The organism is Microbacterium testaceum StLB037 (genome assembly GCF_000202635.1).
Taxonomy (GTDB): Bacteria; Actinomycetota; Actinomycetes; order Actinomycetales; family Microbacteriaceae; genus Microbacterium; species Microbacterium testaceum_F.
In genome coordinates, this window is record NC_015125.1 from 1,431,799 (window position 1) to 1,452,456 (window position 20,658).

Genomic DNA, 20,658 nt, shown 5'->3' on the forward strand with positions numbered 1-20,658 from the left:
GGACGGGCGAGGGCGTGACAAAACCCCTCCGGAGCGCTAGCGGATACGGCCGGGGAGGTCGTCGCGCGTCAACCGGTCGGCCTCGGCGAGGACGCTCCGCGCCGCGTCGCGCGCCTCCTCCACGTTCCACAACAGCACGCCGACGACCCGGTCGTCGTCGAGGTAGTAGACGACGCCTCGCTCGGGGTCGATCCAGTCCTCGACCGTGTCGAGCGAGGAATCCAGCGTTCCGACCGCCTCGTACCGGATGCCGAACACCGCGGAGTAGTAGTACGGCGTGTGCGTGTACGGCTCGGCGGCGCCCGCGAGGTTGCGCCCCGCGGCCCGCCCCTGCTCGTTCGCGTTGTCGACGTGCTCGACGCGGCGACGCCCGAGAAGACGGTCGGGGTAGCTCGCGACGTCGCCCGCGGCCCACACCCCGTCGGCGGAGGTGCGCAGCTGCGCGTCGACGACGACGCCGTCCTCCACGGTGAGCCCGGCCGCCTCGGCCAGCTCCGTGGCGACCTCGATGCCGAGGCCGCTGACCACGGCGTCCGCGCGCACCACGTCGCCGTTCTCGAGCTCGAGGCGCACGCCGTCGGCATCCGCTTCTCCGCCCGTGACCTTGGCGCCGGCCACGATCTCGACGCCCGCGTCCCGAAAGAGCTTCTCGAACCGTTCGGCGAGGGCGGCGGGGAAGATCGCGTCGCCGAGGACGGCGCCGGTGTGGATGAGCACCGTGTCGACGCCGTTCTGGATGAGAGCCGCGGCGAGCTCGGAGCCGATGTAGCCCGCGCCCACCACCGCGATGCGGTCGACCTCGTCCGCGAGCGCACGCAGTCGGCGGTAGTCCTCGGCGGTGCGGAACGTCAGCACCCGCGCACCGCTTGAGCGGTCCTCGATCGGCAGGGGGACGGGCTTGCCCCCGGTGGCGAGGAGAAGGGTTCCGTACGTGAACGTCTGGCCGTCGGCATCCACTTCGCGTGCGTCGGGGCGGATCGCCGTCACGCGCGTGCGCAGGCGGATGTCGGCGCCGGCGTCGTCGGCGGTGCCGAGCGGCACTTTCTCCCACGTGAACTCGTCATCGGTCCAGAGCTTCTTGCTGAGCGCGGGCCGCGTGTAGGGGGCGTCGACGTCGTCGCTCAGGATGCCGATCGTCCCGTCCGCATCGAGCTCCCGGATGCCGCGCGCCGCCGTGTCCGCGACCATGCCGCCGCCGACGATGAGGTGATCGAAGTGAGTGGTGCTCATGCGGCCAGCCTCGCCGTCGCACCCGAGCGACCGGGGCGGCTTGCCAGGGGTCGTGGCATCCGGTAGCGCCGCCGGGGCGGTATCGGCCGGGGCGCGTGGCCGGGAGGCGTGGAAGCACTGTTGAGTGTCCGAAACACCCGGACGTTCTTTCGAAGCGTCCGGTGTCTTGGACACTGAACGGCGCGACACGAGCGCGACGCGGGACCGGACACCGCCCTCAGCGGCGAACTAGGCTCGGGGCATGAGCGTCGACCTCGAGAATCTGTACATCGACCTGCACGCCCACCCCGAGCTGTCGTTCCAGGAGACGCGCACGGCGGGCGTCATCGCACGGCACCTCACCGAGCTCGGGCTCGAGTTCGAAGAGGGGGTCGGCCGTACGGGCATCGTCACGCGGATCGACAACGGCGACGGCCCGGTCGTGTGGCTCCGCGCCGACACCGATGGCCTGCCGGTCGAGGAGCAGACGGGCCTCGCGTACGCGAGCACCGCCCGCGGCACCGACCCGGCGGGCAACGCCGTGCCCGTCATGCACGCGTGCGGGCACGACATGCACATCACCGCCATGATCGGGGCGCTCGAGCGGCTCGTCGCGACGACCGACGAGTGGTCGGGCACCGTGATCGCGGTGTTCCAGCCCGCCGAGGAGTACGGCGCGGGTGCACGCGCGATGCTCGACGACGGCATTCTGGACCGGTACCCGAAGCCCGACATCGTGCTCGGTCAGCATGTGACGCCGCTCCCCGCGGGCACGATCGGCGTGCGCCCGGGCACCCAGATGGCGGCATCCGACGGGCTCACCGTCGTCCTGCATGGCCGTGGCGGACACGGCTCGCGCCCGCACTCCACGATCGACCCGGTCGTCATGGCCGCGGCGACGGTCATGCGGCTGCAGACGATCGTGTCGCGCGAGGTCGACCCCCGCGACGTCGCCGTCGTGACCGTGGGCTCGATCCACGCGGGGCTGAAGAACAACATCATCCCCGCCGAGGCGAAGCTCGAGCTGAGCCTGCGCTACCCCGACGACGCCGCCCGTGACCGCGTGCTCGAGAAGGTCGAGCGCATCGTGCGCGCCGAGGCGCAGGCCTCCGGCGCCGAGCAGACCCCCACGATCACCACCGACCACACGCTGCCGCCGACGATCAACGATCCGGACGCCACGGCCCGCCTGACCGCGGCCTTCCGTCGGGCGTTCGGCGAGACCAGCGTCGTCGACCCGGGCATGTTCACCGGCAGCGAAGACGTCTCGTGGTTCGCGCGCGACGCGGGCGTGCCCCTCGTTTACTGGTTCTGGGGCGGGGTGGACCCGCAGGCCTTCGCCGACGCCCTGGCCGGCGGCACGATCGAGCGCGACATCCCCACCAACCACTCGCCCTTCTTCGCCCCGGTGATGCAGCCGACGATCGACCGCGGTGTGGAGAACCTCGTCGTGGCGGCGCGGGAGTTCCTGGGCTGAGGTCGGGGCACGCGTCTGCGGTGGCGAGCTGCCGAAGCCGCCGGCCAGGCACGGCATCCCGGTCGCTGCCAGGCGGTCGTTCAACGAAGGCGCCCGCACCCCCAACGGGCGCGGGCGCCTCCGCGCGGTCGCGGGACGTCAGCCGAGCTTCACCGTCGACGGCTGCCCGACGCGCACGGGCGCGATGACGACGTAGTCGACGTCGGGCGCGTACGGGCCGTCGTTTCCGAGCACGAGCGCACCACCCGAGGTGGTCAGCGTCACCGGGATCGTCTTCTCCCAGAAGCTGTTCCACGAGTAGGTGTAGCGGAAGTACCCCTCCCCGACGAGACCCTTCCCGCTCTCCGACACCTGCAGGCGCCGGTCGACCACCTGCGGGTTGTAGTCGTGACGACCCGAGACCTCGGCGTTGGTGTACTTCACCACGACGTCGTAGTCGCCCGCCGTGTTGAAGCCCGAGGCGCGCGGGATCGTGAGGGTGTTGCCGGCACCGTTGCCGAGGTATCCGACGTACTTCCCGCCCGAGGCGTTCGTGCCGGTCGAATCGGCGATCGTCCCGACCGCGACGGCGCCCACGCGGGTGCCGGACTCGGCCTCCACCTTGATCGCCGCGCTGTCGGCCGAGGTGACGCGCGTGGTCGTCACCGAGGACAACAGGATGCCGCTCTGCGAACGGACCTCGATCTCGTTGATGCCCTCCGCGAGGTGCAGGCGCGCCGTGGTCGACCACGTTCCCGCCGACGACGCGGATGCCGTGGCCACCCGGCGTCCGTTCAGATCCACGGCGACGTCGGACGCGCCGGTGGTGCGGTAGTCGACGCGGACGTCGTAGTACCCCGAGTCGAACGCCGTGGCGTAGACGTCGGCGCGACCGTCGGAGCCGATGCGGGCGGAACCGCGGGCGCCGGTGACGTCGTACGCGAGAGCGGCGGCGCCCGCGAGGCGGATCGTCGAGGCCGGGTAGACGGTCCGCTCCCCGTCGGTGACGTCGGTGAGCACGAACTTGTCCAGCGTGATGTCGGAGTTCGGCAGCACGGCGGAGCCGTTGGCGCTGGCGCGCAGCGACAGCACGTGCGAGCCCTTCTTCAGCGCCACGGTGACCTCGGCGCTTCCGCGGTACTTCCACTTGCTCGTGTTGTTCAGAGCGAGATCCGCCGTGTACTGCACGGTCGCGGCCGAGGCGCCGTCGACGAACAGTGCGTGACGCCCGGGCGTGCCCGGCGTCGCCCCGATGACCTGGAAACGATAGGTCCCGTCGCGAGGAACGTCGACGGTCCAGTCCGCCTTCGCGGAGGCGTTGTTGAACGAGCCCACGTCACGGCCGTGCGAGGCGAGGAAGATCCACCCGCCGTTGCCGGTCGGCGACTGGTCGTAGACCGTCGCCCCCGTGATCGCGGTGTCTTCGGCCTCGATCGACGTCGACCAGGGCTGAACGGTCGTGGCCACGGCATCCCGCTGCGGGGTCACGACCACCTGATAGCCGGCGTAGCGGTCGTAGTTCGGGACGCTCACCTGAAGGCCACCGTTGGTCACCGTCACACCGGAGAGCGACGCGACGACACGCGGGGTGGCCGCGAGTCCCTCGGCGCCCGACAGCGGAGCCTCGCGCACCTCGACGTCGACGCGCGAGCCGAACACGCTCGAGCTCAAGCCGTTCAGCGCGAGGGAGACCGTGTCGGCACCCGACCCGCCGTACAGGACCGTCGCCTTCTTGTCGGTGGCGTCGATCGCGCCGATGCCCTGCAGGGTGTCCGCGACGTTCAGCTGCGGCGGGGTGACCTTGACCGTCTTGCTGCCGGCGAGGTCGCCGTACCACTTGAACATCCACCAGCCGGCGTTGGCGCCGTTGGGCCGCGCGGAGTTGTCGGAGAAGTTGCCGGCGTAGTTCCAGTACGCCGTCTGGGCGTCGACCTTGGTGTCTTCGAACATCGAGAACCACTGGATGAGCTGACCGGGCACGCCCATATCGCGCAGCAGACCGTACTCGGTGATGTTGATCTGACGCGGGCTGATGCCGCGATCGGCCTCCAGCTTGCGGTACTCGGCGTAGTGCGACCGGTAGGTGGCGAGGTTGTCGATGCCGAGTTCGTGCCAGATCATGAACTGCGGCAGGGTGTTGGTCTGCTTCGCATAGTCGAGCCAGGTGGCCGTGCGGGTGGCGCGCCAGGAGGCGTCGCCCGGGCCGCCGATGACCGGATCGCCCAGACCGTGACGTGCGTACACCGCGCGGATCTTCTCGACCGCCGCCTTCCAGTCGGGCAGGAACTGCTGGGTGAAGACCGTGTTGTCGGCGTACCAGTTGCCCCCGTCCGGCTCATTGAACGGGATGAAGACGTAGTCGTTCGGATGCGCCGACTTCGTCGCGACCGCTTCGGTGACGAACTCGACGACCTCGAGGTAGTCCCAGATGCCGTTGGACTGGTTCGTGTACGTCCCGTCAGCCTGGTTGTAGGTGCGGTCGTCGCCGGGGCGCTTGCCCCCGTTGTACGGCCAGTCGGGGTAGTAGTCCTGCACGTAGATGTCGAGCTGTGTCCCGTTCTTGGCGAAGAAGCCGTTCTCGACTTTGAGCGCGTCGCCGCTCGGATGCTGCGTCCCGAAGGGCGCCTTCTGCGAGGTGTTCGTGAGGTGGGCGCCGTTGATCAGCGCTGAAGTGGGTGCTCCGGCGTCACCGAGGCCGTACAGGGTGCCGGACGCCCCGCCACGGAAGTCGCCGGTGGTGGTGGCGAAGTCCACGGACAGGGTGTCGGTGGTGGCGGCGGTTGCGGGGGGAGCGACAGCGGCGAACGTGCCGAGCAGAACGGCGCAGGCTGCGCTCGCAGCGATCCATCGGGGGTGTCTCATCGGGGGTGTCTCCATCGATCAGAGGACGCGGCGTTGCGCCCGAGGGAAATGTAGCCGGGTTTGATAGCGGTTTCAAGATTGGTGTTGATAACGCTTTCAAACTGAGCTAGCGTCCTCCTCAGTTCGACACGACGGAGAGACGAATGACGACGACGCAACCCGCAGCCACCGGCGCGCAGCCCACCCTGGCGTGGGGCAACGACCGGGTGACGCTGACGTTCGACTGGGATGCCGAGTCGCCCGTCACCTGCTCCGCCGTCACCGTCGCCGGCCGCACCGTGCCCGTGCACCGCGTCCCCGCCGTCGAGGTCCTCACCGCAGATGCCGGCCACCGCCCCGCCTCCGGGCGCCTCGCCCACACCGAGCACGGCGCGCGGCTCCGATATGTCGACCACCGCGAGATCGACGAGAACGGCACCCGCCGGCTCGTGATCCGGGAACGCTCGGGCGACCTCGAGGTGCGCCTCGAGCTGACCGCGCGCGACGGGGTCGCCGCCATCACCAGCCGCGTGATCGCGAGCAACCTCGGCGACGGACGCATCGTGCTCCGCGCCGTCGCGTCGTGGGTGGCCGGATTCACCGCCCGTGATCACTCCGGCGACGCCCTCGCCGGATGGGAGCGCCTCACGGGCACCAACGACTGGCTCGGCGAGGGTCGGTGGACGCGCACTCCCCTGCGCGGTCCCGACTTCGTTCCCCTCGCCGAGCACCTCACCGGACACAACCCGCGCGGAGCGCTGGCCGCCGTCTCCACGGGGACGTGGTCGACCGCGCACCAGCTGCCGACCGGCATCCTGGAATCCCGTGAGGCATCCCTCGCCCTCGCCTGGCAGATCGAGCACAACGGCGCGTGGCGGTGGGAGATCGGCGAGGACACCGCGGGCGGCTACCTCGCGCTGTCCGGCCCCACCGACGCCGACTCCGGGTGGAGTCGCGTCCTCGCCCCGGCCGAGAGCTTCGAGAGCGTCCCCGCGACGCTCGCCCTCGGCATCGATGCCGTGGCCGCGATCGGGGCCCTGACCGACCACCGTCGGGCCACGCGCCGGGCGCACCGTGACAACACCGCGATGCCGGTGATCTTCAACGACTACATGAACACCCTCGACGGCGACCCCACCGCCGAGAAGCTCCTCCCCCTCATCCGCGCCGCGGCCGGAGTGGGCGCCGAGGCGTTCTGCATCGACGCCGGCTGGTATGACGACTCGGGCTACTGGTGGGACTCGGTGGGGGCCTGGATGCCGTCGACCACCCGCTTCCCGAGCGGATTCGGCGAGGTGATCGACGCGATCCACGCCGAGGGGATGATCGCCGGACTCTGGTTGGAGCCCGAGGTGGTCGGCATCCAGAGTCCGATCGCCGATGCTCTTCCCGCGGAGGCGTTCCTCCAGCGCAACGGGGAGCGCGTGGTGGAGCACGACCGGTTCCATCTCGATCTGCGTCACCCGGCCGCGCGCGCGCACCTCGACGCCGTCGTCGACCGCCTGGTGTCCGAGTTCGGGATCGGCTTCTTCAAGATCGACTACAACATCAACCCCGGACCCGGCACCGACCGCGACGCCGACAGCGTCGGCGACGGCCTGCTCCGCCACAACCGCGCGCACCTGGACTGGCTCGACGGCGTGCTGGATCGGCATCCGGATCTCATCGTCGAGAACTGCAGCTCCGGCGCGATGCGTATGGACTACGCGATGCTCTCGCGCCTGGCGATGCAGTCGACCTCGGACCAGCAGGACTTCCGCAAGTACCCGCCGATCGCGGCGAGCGCGCCGATGTCGATCCTCCCCGAGCAGGCCGCGAGCTGGGCCTACCCCCAGCCCGAGATGGATGCCGAGGAGTCGGCGTTCTGTCTGGTCACGGGCCTGCTGGGTCGCTTCTACGTGTCGGGGCACCTCAACCGCATGGGCGACGAGCAGCGCACGCGCGTCGCCACCGCGATCGCTGTCGCGAAGGACCTGCGCGGCGAGATCGCGACCGCGCACCCGCACTGGCCGCTCGGTCTCCCCCGCTGGGACGACGCGTGGGTCGCGCTGGGTCTGCGCGGCACCGACAGCGACCTCGTCTCGATCTGGCGGCGAGGCGGCGCGAACGCGACCACCCTGTCGTTCCCCCACCTCGTCGGTCACGACGTCGAGGTGACCCCGGTCTTCCCCCTGGACCTCCCCGCCTGGCACTCCGACTGGGATGCCACGACGGGAACCCTCCACGTGCGCGGCACCGATACCCGTCTCGCCGCGCGCACCCTGCGTCTGTCATATCGACTCCCCGAGGTCGACGACGACGCCCGCACCGGATCACACTGATCACACCAACAAGGAGCAATTCAATGAAGAAGCGGTTCTTCGCCGCGACGGCCGTCACCGCCGTCGCAGCACTCGCCCTGGCCGGCTGCTCGGACCCCGGCGCCGGCGGTGGCAACGCGGCCCCCGCCGACTGGCCCGCGCAGGACACCAAGCTCGACGGCACCACCCTCACGATCTGGGCGGCGCAGAACTCGAACAAGATCCCCGAGAGCGTCGTGAAGGGCTTCGAGGCGGCGACCGGCGCCACGGTCGACGTCGTGACGATCCCCGACCCGTACGAGCAGAGCGTGCAGACCAAGGTGGCGACGGGCGACAAGCCCGACCTGGCGTTCTGGCAGCCCACGGCCTCGCAGCTGACGGCGCTCAACGCGTCGACGAACCTCCAGTCGCTGGACGGCGCCCCCTTCATCGACGCCTACACGCCCGAGCTGAAGGACATCACCGGCATCCTGAACGGCACGCGCTACGCCGCCCTCATCACGACCCCGGCGGTCGAGGGCGTCTATTACAACAAAGAGGTGTTCGCGAAGGCGGGCATCACGAAGACGCCCGGCAACTGGGACGAGTTCCTCGCCGACGCGCGCCAGCTCAAGGCCGCCGGTGTGACCCCGTTCTTCGACTTCGGCGGCGGGACCCCGTGGGCCAGCCAGTGGTGGGTCTCGGTCCAGCTGGCGGACGCCGCCAAGGACGGCCTGTGGGAGCGCGTCAACAAGAACGAGGAGAAGTTCACCGACCCGACCATCCAGGGCGCGATCGACACCTATCAGGGCCTCATCCAGGAGGGCCTGTTCAACGCCAACCTGAAGACGGCGAAGTTCGAGGACCAGGGCCCCGCACTGCTCTCGGGCGAGGCCGCCATGGCCGTGCAGGTGAACTCGTTCTTCGGGCAGCTGCAGTCCCTCGCCGACACGGCGGAGCTCAACGAGAAGATCGGCTTCTTCCCGATCTCGCCCTCGGGCAACGTCGGCACCTTCATCCCCGACCAGTCGAACGCCCTCGTGACCTTCAAGACGGGGGATGCCAAGCGCGAGGCCGCGGCGCGTCAGCTGCTGTCGTACTGGCTCGGCGACGGCTACAGCGACTTCGTGCAGGCGCAGAAGACGGTGTCGCTGCAGTCCTCGGTGGCCTCGTCGTCGGATGTCCCGGAGGCGCTGCTGGACGTCAGCTCGTCCCTCGGCGACTCGGTCGGTTCGATGCAGGCCCTCGCGGTCGCGAACCCCGACCTGTACCTGAACCTCGGTGACATGATCCAGGGCACCAAGACGCCCACGGAGGTCGCCGACGCCACGCAGAAGCAGTTCGCCGAGCTGGCCAAGGCCATCGGGGCCCCCGGCTTCTGATTCCCCGGGGCGCCGGGTCTCGACCCGGCGCCCCCTTTCCGGTTTCCGGGAGGAACCACCCATGACATCGACCCTCGAGCGTCCCCGCGCGGTGACGCCGCCGCCGCGTTCCGCGCGACCCGCCCCCCGCGGTCGGCACGCGAAGGACCATCCCCTGTGGTTCCTCATCCCCGCGCTGGCGGTGCTGGTGGTGTTCTTCGCCGTCCCCACCGTCTTCAACTTCGTCTACGCGTTCACGAACTGGTCGAGCTTCAAGAGCTCGATCGACTTCATCGGCACCGACAACTTCGCGTCGCTGTTCTCCAACGGCTCGCTCGTGAACGCCCTCACCGTGACGCTGATCTACGCCGTCCTGGTGGCGATCTTCCAGAACCTCTTCGGTCTCGCGCTCGCTCTCCTGCTCGAGCGCGACACCCGCACGAACCGCGCGCTGCGCGTGGCGTTCTTCGTGCCCGTGATCATGTCCGCCCTCGCTGTCGGCTACATCTTCCAGGCGATGCTCAAGCCCGATGGGGCGCTCAACGACATCCTGAGCGCCGTGACCGGGCAGAGCGTCGACATCGCCTGGCTCGGCAGCACCACGTGGACGATCGTGGTGGTCGCCCTGATCCACGCGTGGAAGTGGATGGGGCTGTCGATGCTCATCTACCTCGCCGGGCTGAAGACCATCAACGACGACATCCTCGAGGCCGCCAGGCTCGACGGTGCCGGATGGTGGACCACGTTCCGTGCGATCCGGTTCCCGTTGCTCGCCCCCGCCGTCACCTTCAATGTCGCGACCGCTCTCCTGGGGTCGATGAACGGCTTCGACATCGTGCAGGCCACCACCGCCGGCGGACCCGGCGGCACCACCGAACTGCTCAACATCTTCATCTTCCGAACCTTCGGACAGGGCCTGTTCGCCCAGGCCACGACGATGAGCCTCGTGCTGTTCCTCGTGGTCGCGATCCTGGCCTTCCCCGTGATCCGTTTTCTGCGCAAGCGGGAGGACGTGCTGTGACCGAGACCATGACTCTGACCACCGGCCGCGCCCGGCGGATCCCCCGGCGGCGGTCGCCGCTCGGCCGCTTCGTGCAGCCGGTGGCGGCGATCCTCGTCGCGGTGGTGCTCCTCGGCATCCCGTTCCTGCTCACCGTGCTCACCGCGTCCAAGACGCAGGCGGAGGCGTTCGTCCCCTCGCTCGCCCTCCCGTCGGAGTGGCACCTGCTCGACAACTTCGCCACCGTGATCGGAGACGGACGCATGATCGCCGCCTTCGGCGGAAGCGTCCTGGTGATGGTGCCCGCGGTCCTCGGCGTGCTGATCCTCGGATCGATGGCGGCGTGGATCCTCGGGCGCCGACGCTCTCGCGGCCTCGCCTTCGTCTACGCCGTCGCGATCAGCGGCATCGTGCTGCCCCCGGCCGTCGTCACGATCGTGCTGCTGCTGCGTCAGCTGGGATTGGCCGGCACGCCCGTCGGAATGATCGGGGTGTACATGGGGATGTACATGTCAACCGTGATCTTCTTCGTCACGGGCTTCGTCCGCACCATCCCCGTCGAACTGGAGGAGGCGGCCCGCGTGGACGGGGCCTCGCCGGTCCGGGTGTTCGTGAAGATCATCCTGCCGCTGCTCATGCCGGTGCTCGCGACCGCGACCATCCTCATCTGCCTATACATCTGGAACGACGTCTTCTACGCGCTGTTCGTCGTCGGGGGTCGGCTCGACACCCTTCCGCTGAACCTGTACCAGGTGGCGAGCGCCGGTCTGTACCTTCAGAATTGGCATCTGATCTTCGCGTACATCATCCTGATGAGCCTCCCCCTGCTGATCACGTTCATGGTGGCGCAGCGCAAGATCATCTCGGGCATCACCAGCGGCGCCGTCAAATGAGGACGGGCGCCGCGCACAGACGGAGCGCAATGGACCCCTCCCGCACCAAACCGGCAACCATCGCCGACGTGGCGGCGCGCGCCGGCGTATCGGTGCCGACGGTGTCGCGCGTGCTGACCGGTGCCGCGAAGGTGAGCCCCGCCAAGCGCGAGGCCGTCGAGGAGGCCATCGCGGCGCTGGGTTTCCGGCCGAGCGCCGCAGCCCGTGTGCTGGCGTCCCGCAAGGCACAGGTGATCGCCGTGATCGCGGGGGACACGTCGCAATACGGCTACGCCGAGACGATCCGCGGGATCGAGGAGGCCGCGCGTGCTGGGGACTACACGGTGATGATCACCGTGGTCGAGAGCACGGACGACGACGAGATCGACCGCGCGATCGCGGCGACGCTGGCTCAGCCGCTGGCCGGGGTGTGCGTGCTGAAGTTCGACCCTCCCGGTGTCGCCGCTCTCCACCGCATCCCGCCCTCGCTGCCGGTGGTGGCCCTCTCGGGCGTCCGCGAGCCCGGTCTGCGCCAGGCGGTGCTCGACGAATCCCGTGCCGCGGAAGAGCTCACCGATCACCTGCTGGATCTCGGCCACGCGACCGTGCATCACGTGCGAGTCCCGCCGTCGCGCCGCGAGGACGGCCGAACGACCGGATGGCGCCGGGCGCTGAAGCGACGCGGAGCCCTCGTCCCCCCGCTGAGCGACGCGTCGTGGGATCCGCGTTCCGGGATCGAGATCGGCCGGCGCCTCGCCGATGACCCCACCGTCACCGCGGTGTTCTGCGGCAACGACGAGATCGCGATGGGCGTGATCCGAGGGATCGTGGCATCCGGTCGCCGTGTTCCCGACGACATCTCCGTCGCGGGGTTCGACGACCACCCGCTCGCCTCCCTCTGGACACCCCCGCTCACCACGGTCGATCAGGACTTCGCCGGGCTCGGTCGTCGCGGGCTCCAGCTGCTGCTGAACGAGATCGCCGGGGAGACGGGTCGCCGTTTCTCCTCGGAACGTCCGCAACTGGTCGTGCGCGAGAGCACCGCGCCGCCGCCCGCGGACGCGGCCATCCGACGCATCGTGTGATGCATCCCCTCTCGACGCCCGGCGAACCACCTGCGAGGGTGGAGGGATGAGCGCGACGCAGAGGGACGCCCAGATCACCGTCGGCGACCGCGACGGGCTGCTGCCCGGAGCCCCGATCATCGCCGGCATCCGCTCTCTCGTCATCTGGGGCATCGTCGCCGCGGTGATGATCGGGCTGTTCGTCCGCGGGTCCTACGGGAGTTGCTCCGGCGGCCTCGCGAGCGACGGCGAGGGGTTCCTCGGCGCGGACGGGAAGCCGACCGACACCGAGCCGATCTGCGGCACCGTGACGATGAGTCCGAGTCCGCTGATCTACGTCATCTTCGCGGTGATCGTCGTGGCCGCTCTCACGCGCGTGCTGGGGCGGGCGACAGACATCGATCACGCCCTGCGGATCCTGAGCAACGCGCGCATGACGATCGTGGTCGTGACCCTCGTCGGTCTGGCGGTCACGTGGTTCGCGATCATGACGCTCCGGATCGACGACTGGAGCGGGTTCGCGGTGTGGTCGCCCCTGCCCTTCGGGCAGTTCGAGGTCGAGACGCACCCGATCTCGCAGCGCTGAACCTTCCGAGGCCTTCGACGCAAGGCCTCGGTGACAGCGCGCCCGCGCGCGTACCGTGACGGTCGTGACGTTCAACGACAACGCCCGGGTCGGGGGCAATTCAGCGAAGCGCCGGGGCGGCGGAACCGTCGCCGCGGTGGGCGGCGGAGCGGTCGGCCTCGGGGCTGTCGTCGTGCTGCTGATCTCCCTCTTCACCAACACCGATCTGACCGGGCTGATCGGGGGCGGAGCCGCCCCGGGACCGGCGAGCGGCGGAGAGGCGATCGCCAACTGCGAGACCGGGGCCGACGCGAACAGCGACGACTCGTGCCGGCTGGCGGCGGCATCCCTCAATATCGATCAGTTCTGGCAGGAACGCCTCGACGGCTACCGCGAACCGCAGTTGATCATCGTCGACCAGGCGACGGGCACCTCGTGCGGCACGGCCTCGAACGCGACGGGCCCGTTCTACTGCCCGCCCGATGAGACGGTCTACGTCGATCCCACGTTCTTCGCGATCCTCCGCGAGCAGTACGACACGACCGCGGGCCCGCTCGCGCAGCTCTACGTGCTCGCGCACGAGTACGGCCACCACGTGCAGAACCTCACCGGGGTCATGGAGCAGTACCCGAACAACGGCACCGGCCCCGACAGCAACGGCGTGCGTACGGAACTGCAGGCCGACTGCTTCGCCGGCGCGTGGGTCACCGCGGCCGGCGAGCAGGTCGACGAGGACGGGACGCCCTACCTCCAGCCGCCGACGGCGCAGCAGATCAGCGACGCCCTGGCGGCAGCGGCCGCGGTCGGGGACGACCACATCCAGGCCGAATCGGGTCGCGGCATCAACCCCGAGAGCTGGACGCACGGATCGAGCGAGCAGCGGCAGCGCTGGTTCGACGCCGGGCGCGAGGGCGGCGTGAATGCCTGCGACACGTTCGCCGTGGCGGGGTAGGACCTGTAGGTCGCGGCATCCGGTTCGTCCGTCCGGCGGAGTTCGCCATAGGCGGCGGGCCGTCCCGCGAGTTCCCGCGTGACACGCCGGTTCAGGATGCCGTGCCCCGGCGTGTCCGCGGTCGACTCCGCCTGACGGCACCGGCCCCACCGCCGACCGCGGCGCCACCACCCCACCTCCGCGGGACGGTGGCGCCGCGGCGGCGCGTCACTCCTCGCGCGGACGCGTCCGGAGGATGATGACGACCAGGACGCCCACGAGCACCACGACGCCTCCGCCGACGAGGAGCCCCAGCGTGAGGCCCGACAGGCCGCCGCTCGGAGCCGTGTCGGGCGCGGCAGAGGGCGCCTGCCCCGCGCTGACCGCCGCCGCGCACGGGGACTGCTCGGCCCCCGCCGACGCGCCGGCGGCCGTCGAGGTGAACGAGAACGACCCCGAGATGGGGTGCCCGTCGGACGAGATCGCCCGCCACTCCACCTGGTATTCGCCGGGGGCGCCCAGCGCCACAGGAGCGGTCAGGGTCGGCCCGGACAGGTCGACGCAGTCCGTCTCGTAGTGGCGTCCGTCCGGCCCGAGCACGATGACGATGTTGCCTCCGTCGTACCCGAGCAGGTTGGCGCTGAAGTCGAGCGACACCTCCGACAGCGACGAGACGGTCGCGCCCGAGGAGGGCGACGTTGACTCGAGGCTGTCGTGCGCCGAGGCGGCCTGGGCCCCGCCGAGCACGACGCCCAGCGCGATCGCCGCGATCGCCGCGGTCCGCGCGAGGGCGTTCGACGCGCGCACGCTCAGCCGCGCTTCGGGCGACGGGCGAGAGCGAGGGCCCCGAGCACGGCGCCGATCGCGCCCACGACGAGGGCGGCGATGCTCAGACCGAGAGCGGCTCCCGAGGAGTCCGACGAGGACCCGGATGCCATGGCATCCATGTCGTGTTCCGTCGACGACGGAGCCGCCGAGGCCGCGCCGTGGCTGTGCTCCCCGGTCGGCGGGGTGTCGTTGACGTAGAGCACCGGGGCGGGCTCGAGCGAGGAGTCGGCCGCGACCTGGTCGGGCGTCGCCGCCCAATCGACGACGGACCCGTCGGAGTAGGTCTGCTCGGCGGGCAGGACGAGGTGGCCGACGTCCGGCACCGGTCCGAGCACGGCGGAGAAGATCTGGAACTGGTCCTGACCGATCCCCACGCCCGGGTCGGCCTGCCACACGATCTTCAGGGGAGCGTCGCTGATGGTGTTGCCCTCCACCTGGACGGGCGCGGGGAGCGCGCCCTTCTCGACGGTCGCGGTCCAGCCGGGAACGGGCTGCACGAGCACGGCGCTGAGTGGGGTGTCGGTGGGGAGGGTCACCTCGAGCTTGACCGTGGAGGCCGTCTCCGACTCGGTCGGAACGCGGAAGTTGACCGTGGCGTAGCTGCCCGGGGTGGCGGTGTTGGGGTTGACGGTCACGTGAGCGGATGCCGCCAGCGGCACGCCGATCGCGAGGACGGCGCCCGCCGCGAGGCCCACGAGGGCGCGGCGGAGGAAGGGGGTACGAGACATGGTGCTGCTTTCTGCGAAGGCGCGCGCGAGCGTCTCGCGTCGCGCGAGGGTGTGAGGGTCGAGGAATCACGCCGCGAGCGGCGGACCTCGATGCCTCATCACCGACAGCACGCTCATGGCTGTCGTCAGCAGAAGCGGCTCGGGCGCCGGGCGAACGTCGTCCGTCAGCGGGGGAAGCCCGCGGAAGGGGCGCAGCACGGCGAGCGCCGCGTGGAAGAACCGCGCGATGACGCGCACGGCACGCTCGCCCCGACCGAGCGCGAGGATCGTCACGAGCGCGGCGAAGGCGTGGGCCGCCCACATCCAGGGCGAGTGCGACCCGTGCGCGACAACCGCGTGGCTCGATCCGGTGGCATCGAGCAGGACCGCGGGGGCCCCGTGGTGCCCGCCCGCTGCGACGACGCCGTCTCCGCGCAGATCGAGGGCCAGGATGCCGTGGAACACGGCCTGGCTCAGCACCACCGCGAGCGACAGACGCCACCACGACATCGTGCGTCCGGCCAGCAGGACGCACACCGGCATCGCGAAACTGAGGGCGAGGGCGACGTTCAGCGCGGGAGGGAGTTCCGCGCCGACCGACGCGTGCGAGACGGTCGCGATGAAGGTCGCGACGGCGGCCGCGGCGACCCCGCGACCCACGCGTTGCGCGCGCCCCGCTCTCGACGACATGCGACTCCTCCCGCGCCCAGCCTAGGCGCGGCGGTCGGCCTCGGCACGGGAGGTGCAACGGCGTCGAGACGTCCGGGCCGACGGAGCCGCGCGGTCGCACCGGAGTGGGCGCGCCGTACCGTCACGCGGAGTGACGGAGCCGCGCGGTCAGGCGGGGAGCGTGCTGTCACTCGGAGTCCGACCACGACGCACCGACACGGGATGCCGCCGCCCGGCGTTTCGCCCACGGACTCCGCCCGACGGCCCGCGGTGCCCGATTCGCGGGGGCGCGACTCACGCGCGCAGCGCCTCCCACGCGTCGTGCGCGGCGTCGGCGAGCAACTCGACGTCGGGGACCGCCTCGGGATCGACGCAGAAGCCGATGCCGAGCCAGCGGTCGTTCGAGATCGCGGCGACGCGCAGCGCGTGACGGGGACCGGGTTCCGACGAGGTGTAGACGTGTGCGACGCGGCGTCCTCCGACCGATACGGCCACGCGCGGGCCGGGCACGTTCGATACCGCGAGCGCGAACTCGCGCGGATCGTCCGCGAGACCGCGGAGCGCGGCACCGACGGGACCGGCCGCGGCGAGGGCATGGAAGAGCTCGTCGAGAGCGCGGGCGTCGTGACCGCGTTTCCGGGCCCGGGTGTCGGCGCTGATGAGGTCGAGCCGCCGCGCGTCGTCGCCCTCGTGCAGGTGCAGTCCCACGTCGACGAACGAGTCGCGGTTTCCGGATGCCGCGGCGTCCTCCCCGCGTTCGTGCAGGCTCACCGGCACCTGGGCGTTCAGGCGTGGCACGTGACCGTGGTGCAGGAGACGGCGCCGCAGGGCTCCCGCGATGACGGCGAGGAGCACGTCGTTGACGGTCGCGTGCTCCGCGCGCGCTGCCCCGACCGCGCGAGCTTCGGCGAGGGGGACGTCGACGAACGCGAGAGCGCGATGCGCCGTGATCGGGCGGTCGAACGGCGAGTGGGAGCCCGGGTGACCAAGCTCGCGGGCCAGGGTCAGTGGCATCCGTTCCCATTCGCTCCACCGGGAGGGCCGGGCGTCCGGATCGCGGATGCCGACCTCGTGCGCGGGGGCGTCGTGCGGCTCGAGGACGACCGACTCGAGGAACCGGACGGCCGTGAGCCCGTCGGCCACCGCGTGGTGGAGGCGGATTGCGAGGGCCTCGCGCCCGTCGGCGAGCGGGCCGATGAGGTCGATCGTCCAGAGCGGCCGAGCGCGGTCGAGGGGCTCCGACATGAGCTGTCCCACGGTCGCGCGCAGCGCCGCGGGGTCGGCGGCGGGGCGCTGACGCACGTGGTGGGCGAAATCGACCTCGCCGCCGTCGATCCACGCGGGGCCGTCGTCCTCGTCGACCACGACGTGCCGGCCGCGGGGGAAGGCCGGAAGCCGCGCGGCGACGTTCGTCCGAACGGTCTCGAGATCCAGCGCCTCGCCCGGCTCAAGCACGAGCAGCTTGAGCGCGTGACCGCGCACGACGTCGGACTCCAGCGCCAGGATGCGCGCATCCGCGGCCGACAGTGGCTCCCCCATGGGCCTACGGTAGCGGCGACCCTCCCCACGGTGTGAGCGCGGTTCCCCGGTCACGGCGATCGCGGAGGACCCGGTGCACTCGGATGGCGTCTTCGTCGCCCGCCCGCTCGTCGACCAGACGCCGCCGCCCTGTCCAGACCGTGAGCCCGCGCCCGCTCGTAGCCTGGGGGGATGACCCGCCCCGATGCCCTCCGCGACACCATCGTCCGCCGTGTGGACGAGACCGGCTTCGGCGCACACGGCCTGCACGTCCGCGTCGGCGACGGCGTCGCGGAGCACCGCTGGACGCCCGACGTGCGCGAAGAGATCCACTCGGTCGCCAAAGCCGTGGGCGTGCTGGCCGTCGGCATCGCGGCGGACGAAGGCGTGGTGTCGCTAGACGCGCCGATCGGGGCCGCGCGGGAACGGGATCTCACCCTTCGACACCTGCTCACGATGACCAGCGGCATCGACTTCCCGTGGTCACCGACTCTCATGACCGACTGGCCCGATCTCGCGGCCGAGTTCCTCTCGCGACCCTCCCGCGGACGCGTGTTCCAGTACTCCAACGCCAGCACATACACCGCGATGCACGTGCTCTCCCAGCGAATCGGCGACGTCGAGGAGTACCTCCGGCCGCGCCTCTTCGCTCCGCTCGGCCTCGACGACATCGCGTGGGCCCGCTGCCCGAACGGTCGCGTGCTCGGCGGCGAGGGCCTCTCGCTGCGCACCGAGGAGATGGCGCGTCTCGGCCTGCTCCTGCGCGACCGGGGCGTCTGGCGCGGGCAGCGTCTGGTCTCGGCCGGGATCGTGGATGCCATGCACGCGGGCTGGGTCGACACGGGCAGCGCCGGTGACGGGTATCGCCGGTACGCGCTGGCCGGGTGGGACGGGCCGGGGGCGGCGTGGCGACTGCACGGCGCGGACGGCCAGTTGATCGTGTTCGCGGGCGACGCGGTCGTGACCATCAGCGCCGACGACCACTCCGGCGCCGACGCGATCGCGGCGTTCGTCGCCGAGGCCGCGACCAGCCGCTGAGCGCCCCTCGGCGGGTCCCCGGAGGCGCGGCATCCGGAACCTCCCATCATCACGGTCTGGCGACCATGCCGTGAACGGGTGCGCGTCAGATTGCGCATAGTGCCCAGTGCGCGTAATGTCGCGCGCCGTGACTGAAGAAAGTCGCGAGCCCGGCGTGGAGACGCCGATGGCCAAGCGCATCCTCATCGGCGAGCCTCTGACGTCGGAAAAACTCGACGAGCAGCTCCTGCCCAAGAAGATGGCGCTGCCGATCTTCGCCTCCGACGCCCTGTCCTCCGTGGCCTACGCCCCGCAGGAGCTGCTGATGATCCTCCTCATCGGCGGAACGGCCCTGCTGACGCTCAGCCCGTGGGTCGCCGTGGCCGTCGTGACGCTGCTCGTGGTGGTCGTCCTGAGCTATCGGCAGCTCATCAAGGCCTACCCCTCGGGCGGCGGCGACTACGAGGTCGCGAGCAAGAACCTCGGTGAGGTCCCCGGCGTGATCGTCGCCGCAGCTCTCCTGGTGGATTACGTGCTCACGGTCGCCGTGTCGGTGGCATCCGGAGTCGACAACATCATCTCGGCGCTGCCGGAACTCAATCCGTTCCGCGTCGAGATCGCCGTCGGCTTCGTGATCCTGATCGTCATCGTGAACCTCCGCGGCGTGCGCGAAGCCTCGAGCGTCTTCGCGATCCCCACCTACCTGTTCATCGGCTCGGTCGGCATCATGATCGTCGTCGGTCTCGGCCGCACCCTGCTGGGCAACGCCCCGGTCGCCGAGAGCGCGCAGTACGCCGTGCAGGCGGAATCGCTCACGCAAGCGGCGTTGATCCTGCTGGTCCTGCGGGCGTTCTCGAGCGGCTGCTCGGCGCTGACCGGCGTCGAAGCCGTGTCGAACGGTGTGCCGGCCTTCCGGATGCCGAAGATCCGCAACGCCCAGACGACGCTGACCATGATGGGCGGCATCGCCATCGTGCTGTTCGCGGGGCTCACGATCCTCGCCCTCATCTCGGGCGTGCACTACGCCGAGAACCCGTGCCACCTCATCGGCTTCGACTGCGCGAACAACCCGCAGCCGAGCCTCATGGCGCAGGTCGCCGCCGCGACCTTCGGCATGGGCAGCATCCCGTTCTTCATCATCCAGGCCGCCACCGCGTGCGTGCTCCTGCTCGCGGCCAACACCGCGTTCAACGGCTTCCCGCTGCTCGGCGCCGTGCTCGCCCGCGACGGCTACGCCCCGAAGGCCCTCAACACCCGCGGCGACCGGCTCGTGTACTCGAACGGCATGATCATCCTCGGCATCGTCGCCATCGGCGTGCTGATCGTGTACCAGGCGAACCTCACGACGCTGATCCAGCTCTACATCATCGGGGTGTTCGTCTCGTTCTCGCTCGGGCAGATCGGCATGGTCAAGCACTGGCGCCGCGCGCTGCGGGGGCTGAAAGACCTGCCGCCCGAGGCCGCCAAGCAGCAGTCCGCCGCGATCGAGCGCCGGTCGGCGATCTCGGGCCTGTGGATCAACTCGATCGGCGCCGGCATGACCGTGCTGGTCCTGCTGATCGTGACCATCACGAAATTCACGCACGGCGCGTGGCTGGTCTTCATCGCGATCCCGATCCTCGCGGTGCTCATGCTCGGCGTGAACCGGTACTACCGCGACGTCGAGCACGAGATCCAGATGGATGACACGGTGCACTTCGGCGCGTCGGGCGACGTCGCGATCGTCCTCGTCAACCGCCTGCAGAAGCCGGTGATGAAGGCGATCGACTACGCCCTCGCCGCCAAGCACGACAAGACGCTCGCGGTGCACGTCGCCATCACCGACGAGGAGTCGGCGAAGCTTCAGAAGGAGTGGGACGAGCACGACATGCCGATCCCGCTCGTGATCATCGAGTCGCCGTACCGCACCTACACCTCGCCGGTGTCGAGCTTCATCAAGTCGTACCGCGAGAAGCACGGCTCCTCGGTCGTGACGGTGTACCTCCCGCAGTTCATCGTGGGGCACTGGTGGGAGTCGATCCTGCACAACCGCCGCTCCCGCCGCCTCGCGCAGCAGCTCATGCTCGTGCACGGCGTCTCGATCACCCTCGTCCCGTGGCTGCTCGACTCGTCGGAAGTCATCTACGGCCGCCGCTCGCGGCCCCTCCCCGGCCAGCAGCGCGGTGGCCAGCCCGTCGCCCAGGTGCCGGCGCGGCCCGCGCGGAAGACGCCGGGGGACTCGGCTTCCTGAATCCGTCCGCCCGCGGGGCGTGCCGCTGTCGCGGGGTCGGGTGCGGGTTGGCGCGGGTGCGCGAGCGGGCGAAACTCCTGAGAAATCGCGGTCGAGTCGACGCGCGGACCC

Annotated in this window: 16 protein-coding genes; 10 read left to right on the plus strand and 6 right to left on the minus strand. The window is 70.5% G+C overall.

Annotated features, from left to right (window positions below; all coding sequences use genetic code 11):
- Window positions 1-36 precede the first annotated feature (36 nt).
- Window positions 37-1,230 (minus strand): NAD(P)/FAD-dependent oxidoreductase, encoded by a 1,194-nt coding sequence (locus MTES_RS06575; RefSeq protein ID WP_013584436.1) that lies wholly within the window; start codon window positions 1,228-1,230, stop codon window positions 37-39.
- A gap of 241 nt (window positions 1,231-1,471) precedes the next feature.
- On the opposite strand from MTES_RS06575, the gene MTES_RS06580 reads away from it, so the two are divergent.
- On the plus strand, window positions 1,472-2,686 hold the full coding sequence (locus MTES_RS06580) for an amidohydrolase (RefSeq protein WP_013584437.1): 1,215 nt from the start codon (window positions 1,472-1,474) through the stop codon (window positions 2,684-2,686).
- Between the two features lie 138 nt (window positions 2,687-2,824).
- Here the strand turns inward: MTES_RS06580 and MTES_RS06585 are convergent, their stop codons facing one another.
- Window positions 2,825-5,527 carry a carbohydrate-binding protein gene (locus tag MTES_RS06585; protein WP_013584438.1) on the minus strand — a complete coding sequence of 901 codons (2,703 nt, stop codon included), beginning with the start codon at window positions 5,525-5,527 and terminating at the stop codon, window positions 2,825-2,827.
- 143 nt (window positions 5,528-5,670) lie between these two features.
- On the opposite strand from MTES_RS06585, the gene MTES_RS06590 reads away from it, so the two are divergent.
- The 7 genes from MTES_RS06590 to MTES_RS06620 all read left to right on the plus strand — a co-directional run bounded on the left by MTES_RS06590 (window position 5,671) and on the right by MTES_RS06620 (window position 13,599).
- A complete protein-coding gene (locus MTES_RS06590; protein ID WP_013584439.1) occupies window positions 5,671-7,827 on the plus strand; it encodes an alpha-galactosidase in 2,157 nt (718 codons plus the stop codon).
- A gap of 23 nt (window positions 7,828-7,850) precedes the next feature.
- Window positions 7,851-9,167 (plus strand): ABC transporter substrate-binding protein, encoded by a 1,317-nt coding sequence (locus MTES_RS06595; protein ID WP_013584440.1) that lies wholly within the window; start codon window positions 7,851-7,853, stop codon window positions 9,165-9,167.
- 61 nt (window positions 9,168-9,228) lie between these two features.
- Window positions 9,229-10,167, plus strand: a complete 939-nt coding sequence (locus MTES_RS06600) for a carbohydrate ABC transporter permease (protein ID WP_013584441.1) — start codon at window positions 9,229-9,231, stop codon at window positions 10,165-10,167.
- Entirely contained in the window at window positions 10,164-11,039 is an 876-nt protein-coding gene (locus tag MTES_RS06605; protein WP_013584442.1) for a carbohydrate ABC transporter permease, read from the plus strand. Before MTES_RS06600 ends, MTES_RS06605 begins: the two co-directional genes overlap by 4 nt.
- Window positions 11,040-11,068: 29 nt before the next feature.
- Entirely contained in the window at window positions 11,069-12,103 is a 1,035-nt protein-coding gene (locus tag MTES_RS06610) for a LacI family DNA-binding transcriptional regulator (RefSeq protein WP_013584443.1), read from the plus strand.
- 46 nt (window positions 12,104-12,149) lie between these two features.
- Window positions 12,150-12,668, plus strand: a complete 519-nt coding sequence (locus tag MTES_RS06615) for a hypothetical protein (RefSeq protein WP_013584444.1) — start codon at window positions 12,150-12,152, stop codon at window positions 12,666-12,668.
- Window positions 12,669-12,732: 64 nt separating this feature from the next.
- The gene (locus MTES_RS06620) at window positions 12,733-13,599 is read left to right on the plus strand and encodes a neutral zinc metallopeptidase (RefSeq protein ID WP_043362329.1); all 867 of its coding nucleotides are present in this window, start codon (window positions 12,733-12,735) and stop codon (window positions 13,597-13,599) included.
- 207 nt (window positions 13,600-13,806) lie between these two features.
- Here MTES_RS06620 and MTES_RS06625 read toward each other — a convergent pair whose 3' ends face one another.
- The 4 genes from MTES_RS06625 to MTES_RS06640 all read right to left on the minus strand — a co-directional run bounded on the left by MTES_RS06625 (window position 13,807) and on the right by MTES_RS06640 (window position 17,321).
- Window positions 13,807-14,385: a copper resistance CopC family protein gene (locus MTES_RS06625; RefSeq protein ID WP_013584446.1), complete on the minus strand. Its 579-nt coding sequence runs from the start codon at window positions 14,383-14,385 to the stop codon at window positions 13,807-13,809.
- Between the two features lie 2 nt (window positions 14,386-14,387).
- Complete coding sequence (locus MTES_RS06630; RefSeq protein WP_013584447.1) at window positions 14,388-15,134, minus strand: YcnI family protein; 747 nt, start codon at window positions 15,132-15,134, stop codon at window positions 14,388-14,390.
- A gap of 66 nt (window positions 15,135-15,200) precedes the next feature.
- Window positions 15,201-15,803 (minus strand): hypothetical protein, encoded by a 603-nt coding sequence (locus MTES_RS06635; RefSeq protein ID WP_013584448.1) that lies wholly within the window; start codon window positions 15,801-15,803, stop codon window positions 15,201-15,203.
- A 273-nt stretch (window positions 15,804-16,076) separates the two neighbouring features.
- Window positions 16,077-17,321: a wax ester/triacylglycerol synthase domain-containing protein gene (locus MTES_RS06640; protein WP_013584449.1), complete on the minus strand. Its 1,245-nt coding sequence runs from the start codon at window positions 17,319-17,321 to the stop codon at window positions 16,077-16,079.
- Window positions 17,322-17,492: 171 nt separating this feature from the next.
- Here MTES_RS06640 and MTES_RS06645 point away from each other — a divergent pair, with 171 nt between their 5' ends.
- Both MTES_RS06645 and MTES_RS06650 read left to right on the plus strand, forming a co-directional pair.
- Window positions 17,493-18,338 (plus strand): serine hydrolase domain-containing protein, encoded by an 846-nt coding sequence (locus tag MTES_RS06645; protein ID WP_013584450.1) that lies wholly within the window; start codon window positions 17,493-17,495, stop codon window positions 18,336-18,338.
- Between the two features lie 115 nt (window positions 18,339-18,453).
- Window positions 18,454-20,547: an APC family permease gene (locus MTES_RS06650; RefSeq protein WP_043361123.1), complete on the plus strand. Its 2,094-nt coding sequence runs from the start codon at window positions 18,454-18,456 to the stop codon at window positions 20,545-20,547.
- The last annotated feature ends 111 nt before the right edge of the window (window positions 20,548-20,658 follow it).

Excerpts from the sequence above, each read along its gene's own strand:
- MTES_RS06575 (WP_013584436.1), bottom strand. The coding sequence starts at position 1,230 with ATGAGCACCACTCACTTCGATCACCTCATCGTCGGCGGCGGCATGGTC.
- MTES_RS06580 (WP_013584437.1), top strand. The coding sequence starts at position 1,472 with ATGAGCGTCGACCTCGAGAATCTGTACATCGACCTGCACGCCCACCCC.
- MTES_RS06585 (WP_013584438.1), bottom strand. The coding sequence starts at position 5,527 with ATGAGACACCCCCGATGGATCGCTGCGAGCGCAGCCTGCGCCGTTCTG.
- MTES_RS06590 (WP_013584439.1), top strand. The coding sequence starts at position 5,671 with ATGACGACGACGCAACCCGCAGCCACCGGCGCGCAGCCCACCCTGGCG.
- MTES_RS06595 (WP_013584440.1), top strand. The coding sequence starts at position 7,851 with ATGAAGAAGCGGTTCTTCGCCGCGACGGCCGTCACCGCCGTCGCAGCA.
- MTES_RS06600 (WP_013584441.1), top strand. The coding sequence starts at position 9,229 with ATGACATCGACCCTCGAGCGTCCCCGCGCGGTGACGCCGCCGCCGCGT.
- MTES_RS06610 (WP_013584443.1), top strand. The coding sequence starts at position 11,069 with ATGGACCCCTCCCGCACCAAACCGGCAACCATCGCCGACGTGGCGGCG.
- MTES_RS06615 (WP_013584444.1), top strand. The coding sequence starts at position 12,150 with ATGAGCGCGACGCAGAGGGACGCCCAGATCACCGTCGGCGACCGCGAC.
- MTES_RS06630 (WP_013584447.1), bottom strand. The coding sequence starts at position 15,134 with ATGTCTCGTACCCCCTTCCTCCGCCGCGCCCTCGTGGGCCTCGCGGCG.
- MTES_RS06635 (WP_013584448.1), bottom strand. The coding sequence starts at position 15,803 with ATGTCGTCGAGAGCGGGGCGCGCGCAACGCGTGGGTCGCGGGGTCGCC.
- MTES_RS06640 (WP_013584449.1), bottom strand. The coding sequence starts at position 17,321 with ATGGGGGAGCCACTGTCGGCCGCGGATGCGCGCATCCTGGCGCTGGAG.
- MTES_RS06645 (WP_013584450.1), top strand. The coding sequence starts at position 17,493 with ATGACCCGCCCCGATGCCCTCCGCGACACCATCGTCCGCCGTGTGGAC.
- MTES_RS06650 (WP_043361123.1), top strand. The coding sequence starts at position 18,454 with ATGTCGCGCGCCGTGACTGAAGAAAGTCGCGAGCCCGGCGTGGAGACG.